Source organism: Escherichia sp. S10b, assembly GCF_028421345.1.
Lineage (GTDB): Bacteria > Pseudomonadota > Gammaproteobacteria > Enterobacterales > Enterobacteriaceae > ECMA0423.
Window position 1 is genome coordinate 1 of record NZ_JAHZSO010000055.1, and the last position, 7,907, is coordinate 7,907.

The following is a 7,907-nucleotide window of genomic DNA, read 5'->3' on the forward strand; positions in this document are numbered from 1 at the left end:
GCTTTTGCGGTGGTTTCCTTTCATCTGAACCAGTCACTCTCTTCGCTCTTTTCCCTCGATCTCTCCCTGGTCAGCCAGCAGTTTCTCTCCCTTGAATTTGCGCAGGTGCTGGACAAAATGGCCTACCTGACGATATGGCAGGGCGATGAAGTACAGCGCCGGGTGAAAGGCGTGGTGACCTGGTTTGAACTCGGGGAGAACGACAAAAACCAGATGCTGTACAGCATGAAGGTGCACCCGCCGCTGTGGCGTGCCGGTCTGCGCCAGAACTTCCGTATCTTCCAGAACGAGGACATCAAAAGCATCCTCGGCACGATGTTGCAGGAAAACGGGGTGACCGAATGGAGTCCGCTGTTCAGCGAGCCGCATCCTTCCCGTGAGTTTTGTGTCCAGTACGGTGAGACTGATTACGATTTCCTGTGCCGGATGGCGGCGGAGGAAGGCATCTTCTTTTATGAGGAGCATGCTTACAAAAGTACCGACCAGAGCCTGGTGCTGTGCGACACAGTCCGCCATCTGCCCGAATCTTTTGAAATCCCATGGAACCCGAACACCCGTACCGAGGTGAGCACCCTCTGCATCAGCCAGTTCCGCTACAGCGCACAAATCCGCCCTTCTTCCGTGGTGACCAAAGACTACACCTTTAAACGCCCCGGCTGGGCCGGACGTTTTGAACAGGAAGGCCAGCACCAGGACTACCAGCGCACGCAGTATGAAGTGTATGACTACCCCGGACGTTTCAAGAGCGCCCACGGGCAGAACTTTGCCCGCTGGCAGATGGACGGCTGGCGAAACAACGCAGAAACCGCGCGGGGAATGAGCCGCTCGCCGGAGATATGGCCGGGACGGCGAATTGTGCTGACGGGGCATCCGCAGGCGAACCTGAACCGGGAATGGCAGGTGGTGGCAAGTGAACTGCACGGCGAACAGCCACAGGCGGTGCCAGGACGGCAGGGAGCGGGGACGGCGCTGGAGAACCATTTTGCGGTGATCCCGGCAGACAGAACATGGCGACCACAGCCGTTGCTGAAACCGCTGGTCGACGGCCCGCAGAGCGCTGTCGTGACAGGACCGGCAGGCGAGGAAATCTTCTGCGACGAACATGGTCGCGTGCGGGTGAAGTTCAACTGGGACCGTTATAACCCGGCAGACCAAGACAGTTCGTGCTGGATCCGTGTGGCACAGGCGTGGGCAGGCACCGGTTTTGGCCACCTGGCGATACCGCGTGTGGGTCAGGAGGTGATTGTAGACTTCCTCAACGGCGATCCGGACCAGCCGATCATTATGGGGCGCACCTACCACCAGGAAAACCGCACCCCCGGCAGCCTGCCGGGAACAAAGACGCAGATGAACATCCGCTCCAAAACGTACATGGGCAGCGGATTTAATGAGCTGAAGTTTGATGATGCGACAGGGAGAGAACAGGTCTACATCCACGCGCAGAAGAACATGGATACCGAAGTGCTCAACGACCGTACCACCACCGTAAAACACGATCATCGCGAAACCGTAAAAAATGACCAGACGGTCACGATCCAGGAAGGTAACCGCCTTCTTACGGTGGAAAAAGGCCACAAGATCACCGGAGTACTGAAAGGGTCTTTATCTGAGGATGTCTTTCAGGACAGAGGCACGATTGCCGGTTCGGTGCATGTTGACGCTGTAAACAATGGTGGCGAAGGCGACGGTATACAGGCTTATACGGCGATTAAGGAAATTTTGCTGGCCGTGGAGGAAAGCAAAATTGCGCTGACGCCGGATGGCATTCAGCTACAGGTCGGGGAATCGACGGTAATCAGGCTGTCGAAGGATGGCATCACCATCGTGGGCGGTTCTGTTTTCATCAACTAATTCACTCAGATTATCAGGGAGTATTTTATGCAGTTCACTTTTAATGAAGGCCACATTCAACTGCCGTCTCAATGGCAGGATCAGTCAATGCAGGTCCTGGTGTCCACAGATAACAGTGGCATCAACCTGGTCATTACCCGCGAAGCCGTTCCACAGGGAACCCTGACACCAGAGCTGTACCAGGAAACGCTGGCGCTGTACCAGGGCAAACTTGATGGGTACACCGAACATGCCTGCCGGGAAATCACTCTGGCAGAGGCCCCGGCCTGGCTGCTGGATTATTCCTGGAACGGTCCGGAAGATGAGGGGAATCAGGGGCGGATTAGCCAGATAGCCGTATTCCAGCGGCGTGGAGATACGCTGCTGACCTTCACTTTCAGCACCTCCTTATCCCTGAAGAACAGTCAAAAGACGATGCTGCTGGAGGTGATAAAGAGCTTCACCCCGTTGCCACCGGAGAATGACATCCAAAAGGACCAGCCGCGCTGACATAAACGAGGGATAACACATGAGTGAAGGACCAGGCGGGCCACAGGGAGCGACCGCAGGCGGTACGCTGGCAATGCGAATGCTGTCACAGCAGGCGATGGTCGCCAGCCAGATGAAACGGGCAGCCAACGACAAAGCCATTGCACAGATGTTGGCATCAAAAAAGTCCGGCCCCCCCGCCGCCAGGCTGGGCGATGAAATTCAGCACAAGAGTTTTTTGGGGGCGCTGGCAGGGGCCGTGCTGGGGGCGATAGTGACCATCGCAGAAGGTTGCCTGATTATGGCCGCCTGTGCCACCGGCCCTTATGCGCTGGTTCTGGTGCCTGCGCTGATGTATGCCAGCTATAAGGCGAGTGATTATGTGGAGGAGAAACAGAACCAGCTTGAATCATGGATAAACAGCTTTTGTGACACGGACGGCGCCATCAATACCGGTTCTGAAAACGTAAAAATTAACGGCGAGCTGGCCGCACGTGCAGCGGTCACCCTTCCCCCTCCTCCCCCACCTGGAGCAATACCTGAAGTCCCACAGGGGGAACCCTCATGGGGTGATATTGCCACTGACCTGCTTGAATCGGCAGCGGAAAAAGCAGTACCACTGGCGAAGGCCTGGGGGAACGCTGTTATCACCCTGACGGACAGCAATGCCGGTTTTATGGATCGCGTCAGCGCCGGCGCATCGCTTCTGTTTCCCGCCGGTCCGGTATTAATGGAGTTTGCCACCATGGTGGGCGGGCGTGGCGAAATCAAAAAAGAGGTGGATTTCCCGGAAGCCGGTGAGGACACGGCGCTCTGCGACAAGGAGAACAAACCACCGAGGATAGCCCAGGGCAGCAGCAACGTCTTTATCAACAATCAGCCTGCCGCGCGCAAGGGCGACAAACTGGAGTGCAGTGCGGTGATCGTGGGAGGTTCGCCGGACGTCTTTATTGGCGGTGAGCAGGTCACATATCTGGATATCCAGCCGGAGTTCCCGCCGTGGCAGAGAATGATCCTGGGGGGAATAACGATAGCCAGCTATCTTCTGCCGCCTGCGGGACTGCTGGGAAAACTGAAGAATCTGGCGAGACTCGGCAAACTGGGAAACCTGCTGGGGAAAAGCGGGAAGCTGCTGGGCGCAAAGCTCGGCGCGTTGCTGGGGAAAACAGGTAAGTCGTTAAAAAGTATTGCCAATAAAGTCATCAGATGGGTAACAGATCCTGTCGATCCGGTAACCGGCGCATACTGCGACGAACGTACCGACTTCACCCTGGGCCAGACCCTCCCCCTCTCCTTCACCCGTTTCCACAGTTCTGTACTGCCGCTGCATGGCCTGACGGGCGTGGGCTGGAGCGACTCCTGGAGCGAATACGCCTGGGTGCGTGAACAGGGAAACCGGGTGGATATCATCAGCCAGGGAGCCACGCTGAGATTTGCCTTCGACGGTGACAGTGATACGACGGTTAACCCGTATCACGCCCAGTACATTCTGCGCCGCCGCGATGATTATCTGGAGCTGTTCGACAGGGATGCACTGAGCAGCCGCTTCTTTTATGACGCCTTTCCGGGAATGCGTCTGCGCCACCCGGTGACTGACGATACCAGCGATGACCGCCTGGCACACAGCCCCAATGACCGGATGTACATGCTGGGCGGGATGAGCGACACCGCCAGCAACCGCATCACGTTTGAGCGCGACAGCCAGTACCGGATCACGGGTGTCAGTCACACCGACGGGATCCGGCTTAAACTGACGTACCACGCCAGCGGCTACCTGAAAGCCATTCACCGCACGGATAACGGCATACAGACGCTGGCGACCTACGAACAGGATGCGCGGGGGCGGCTGACAGAAGCGGATGCGCGGCTGGACTACCACCTGTTTTATGAGTACGACGCTGCGGACCGGATCATCCGCTGGTCCGATAACGACCAGACGTGGAGCCGTTTCACCTACGATGAACAGGGCCGGTGCGTGAATGTCACCGGGGCGGAGGGCTATTACAACGCCACGCTGGACTATGGTGACGGCTGCACCACCGTGACGGACGGCAAGGGCACTCACCGTTATTACTATGATCCTGACGGCAATATTCTGCGGGAAGAAGCGCCGGACGGCAGCACCACCACGTATGAATGGGATGAATTCCATCACCTGCTGGCCCGTCACTCCCCTGCCGGGCGGGTGGAGAAGTTTGAATACAACGCCGCACTCGGTCAGTTAAGCCGTTACACGGCGGCAGACGGCGCGGAGTGGCTGTACCGCTATGATGAGCGCGGCCTGCTCAGCAACATCACCGACCCAGCCGGGCAGACGTGGACACAGCAGTGTGATGAACGCGGCCTGCCGGTAAGTCTGGTGTCGCCACAGGGCGAAGAGACCCGGCTGGCGTACACGCCGCAGGGGCTGCTGTCGGGGATATTCCGCCAGGATGAACGGCGTCTGGGCATAGAGTACGACCACCACAACCGGCCGGAAACACTCACCGACGTGATGGGCCGTGAACACCACACCGAATACAGTGGTCACGACCTGCCGGTGAAGATGCGCGGCCCCGGCGGTCAGTCAGTGCGGTTACAGTGGCAGCAGCACCATAAACTGAGCGGCATTGAACGTGCTGGAACCGGCGCGGAAGGATTCCGCTATGACCGCCACGGCAACCTGCTGGCGTACACGGACGGTAACGGCGTTGTCTGGACAATGGAATACGGCCCGTTCGATTTGCCGGTGGCGCGAACGGACGGTGAAGGCCACCGCTGGCAGTACCGCTACGATAAAGACACGCTGCAGCTCACAGAAGTCATTAACCCGCAGGGCGAGTCATACCGTTATATTCTGGACAACTGTGGCCGGGTGACGGAAGAGCGTGACTGGGGCGGCGTGGTCTGGCGTTACCGCTATGACGCTGATGGCCTGTGTACCGCCAGGGTCAACGGCCTGGAGGAAACCATCCTCTACAGCCGGGACGCCGCAGGCCGCCTGGCAGAAGTCATCACGCCGGAAGGCAAAACGCAGTATGCCTATGACAAATCCGGCAGGCTGACGGGTATCTTCAGCCCGGACGGTACATCACAGCGCACCGGCTATGACGAACGCGGGCGGGTGAATGTCACCACTCAGGGCCGACGGGCCATTGAATACCACTACCCCGATGAACACACCGTTATCCGCTGTATCCTGCCACCGGAAGATGAACGCGACAGACACCCCGATGAATCCCTGCTGAAAACCACGTACCGTTATAACGCCGCCGGAGAACTGACGGAGGTCATTCTGCCGGGGGATGAGACGCTGACGTTCAGCCGTGATGAGGCGGGACGTGAAGTGTTCCGGCACAGTAACCGGGGTTTTGCCTGTGAGCAGGGCTGGAATGCAGCCAGCCAGCTTGTCACCCAGCGCGCCGGATTTTTCCCGGAGGAAACCACATGGGGCGGGCTGCTCCCCTCACTGGTACGGGAGTACCGTTACGACAGCGCGGGCAATGTGTCGGCTGTCACCAGCCGGGAAGATTACGGACGGGAAACACGGCGGGAATACCGGCTGGACCGGAACGGCCAGGTCACGGCGGTGACAGCCTCAGGCACCGGGCTGGGCTATGGCGAAGGCGATGAGTCCTATGGCTATGACAGTTGTGGCTACCTGAAGGCGCAGTCTGCGGGCAGGCACCGGATAAGTGAAGAGACTGACCAGTATGCCGGAGGCCACCGGCTGAAACAGGCCGGAAACACGCAGTATGACTATGACGCCGCAGGCCGGATGGTCAGCCGGACAAAACACCGTGACGGCTACCGCCCGGAAACAGAGCGGTTCCGGTGGGACAGCCGGGACCAGCTGACCGGGTATTGCAGCGCACAGGGGGAGCAGTGGGAATACCGCCACGACGCCAGCGGCAGGCGGACGGAAAAACGCTGCGACCGGAAGAAAATCCGCTTCACGTACCTGTGGGATGGCGACAGTATTGCGGAAATCCGGGAATACCGCGATGATAAACTGTACAGCGTAAGGCACCTGGTGTTTAACGGCTTTGAGCTGATAAGCCAGCAGTTCAGCCGGGTACGGCAGCCGCACCCGTCCGTGGCCCCGCAGTGGGTGACGCGGACGAATCACGCGGTGAGCGACCCGACGGGCCGCCCGCTGATGCTCTTTAACAGTGAAGGTAAAACCGTCTGGCGGCCGGGACAGACCAGCCTGTGGGGGCTGGCACTCAGCCTGCCCGCAGACACAGACTACCCGGACCCGCGCGGGGAACTGGACCCGGAAGCCGACCCCGGCCTGCTGTATGCTGGACAGTGGCAGGATGCAGAATCCGGGCTGTGCTATAACCGGTTCCGGTATTACGAACCGGAGAGCGGGATGTACCTGGTGAGTGACCCGCTGGGGTTGCAGGGGGGTGAGCAGACTTACCGGTATGTACATAACCCCAATGAATCTATTGATCCACTTGGATTGGCTCCATGCCCATGGCAGATAATAGATCGGTTCCGTAGCCTCAAAGCAGGATTATCGAGGCTGGGTGAGCATATACCTCATCAAGGTGATGGTTTTGGAACTGTTGCCTATATTGAAATCAATGGTCGCAAGATTTTTGGAGTAAATTCATCTGTACTAAGCGATAAAGCAAAAGATTTGGGTCGTTATTGGGTTGACAGACTTAAATTAGGTAGAGGAGTTAGTCAAGTTGCTTATCACGCAGAGGCTCATTCGTTAATGAGAGCATTTGAAAAATTCCGTGGTAAACTTCCGAATGAGATAACTATGTATGTAGATAGATACACATGTCCTAATTGCCAAAAATATTTACCTTTACTAATGAAAGAAATGGGAATAGATAAGTTAATAATCTATTCTAAAAATGGTAAAGTGGTTTTACTTCCAAAATAATGGAGTTTAGTATGAAAATCGAAGCTAATTTCCTTACTCATCCCTATGACTACAACGCCTCACTGAATAACTATTTACATTATTTTGAGAATTTCTCTCATAATGACTGGAATAAAGATTCATGTGGAGGATATTTTACTTTTAGAGATGATGATAGAGAGTGTGTTTTGTTTTTTTTGAATTATGGTGATAATTTTTCATTGCGCTATGATTATACACAAAGTTCTGATGGAATAGTGTCATGCTGGTATAGTAACCATGAAGATGATAAAATGAATATCATCGTCGATGCTGATACAGAACAATTTATCCCTTTAGGTTCTTGCTTACCTCCTGATATTACTTTATCAGTAATAAAAGATTTTTTCAAAAATCCTTTAGAGAAATCAAAAAAAGTAAAATGGATGAATGCAGATGACATTGACTGGTCATCTGTGTATTAAAGTTGGATTGGATAATTATCTGTTTCAAAAATCATTAAATTTAGAACCTATCTGTTCAACAGAGCTGCCTTGAACAGCAGGTTCTTTTATGATGTCCAGGAGCGAATATGCCTGTGATGTCTGGCACTCAGCATCTGGCTGACCTGGACTACTGATCTTACTCACACAGGGAGCTGGACTGATCTTACCCAGCAATAGTGGACACGCGGCTAAGTGAGTAAACTCTCAGTCAGAGGTGACTCACATGACAAAAACAGTATCAA

Annotated in this window: 4 protein-coding genes; all 4 read left to right on the forward strand. The window is 55.6% G+C overall.

Going from position 1 to position 7,907, the window contains the following annotated elements:
- Nucleotides 1–1,851 (forward strand): type VI secretion system Vgr family protein (locus FTE26_RS04935; protein ID WP_272457513.1); only part of this gene is annotated, 1,851 nt, incomplete at its 5' end.
- Between the two features lie 27 nt (nucleotides 1,852–1,878).
- Nucleotides 1,879–2,340 (forward strand): DcrB-related protein, encoded by a 462-nt coding sequence (locus FTE26_RS04940; RefSeq protein ID WP_001160804.1) that lies wholly within the window; start codon nucleotides 1,879–1,881, stop codon nucleotides 2,338–2,340.
- 19 nt (nucleotides 2,341–2,359) lie between these two features.
- Nucleotides 2,360–7,201: an RHS repeat-associated core domain-containing protein gene (locus FTE26_RS04945; protein ID WP_001289064.1), complete on the forward strand. Its 4,842-nt coding sequence runs from the start codon at nucleotides 2,360–2,362 to the stop codon at nucleotides 7,199–7,201.
- Nucleotides 7,202–7,212: 11 nt separating this feature from the next.
- A complete protein-coding gene (locus tag FTE26_RS04950) occupies nucleotides 7,213–7,644 on the forward strand; it encodes a hypothetical protein (RefSeq protein ID WP_000687356.1) in 432 nt (143 codons plus the stop codon).
- Nucleotides 7,645–7,907: the final 263 nt, after the last annotated feature.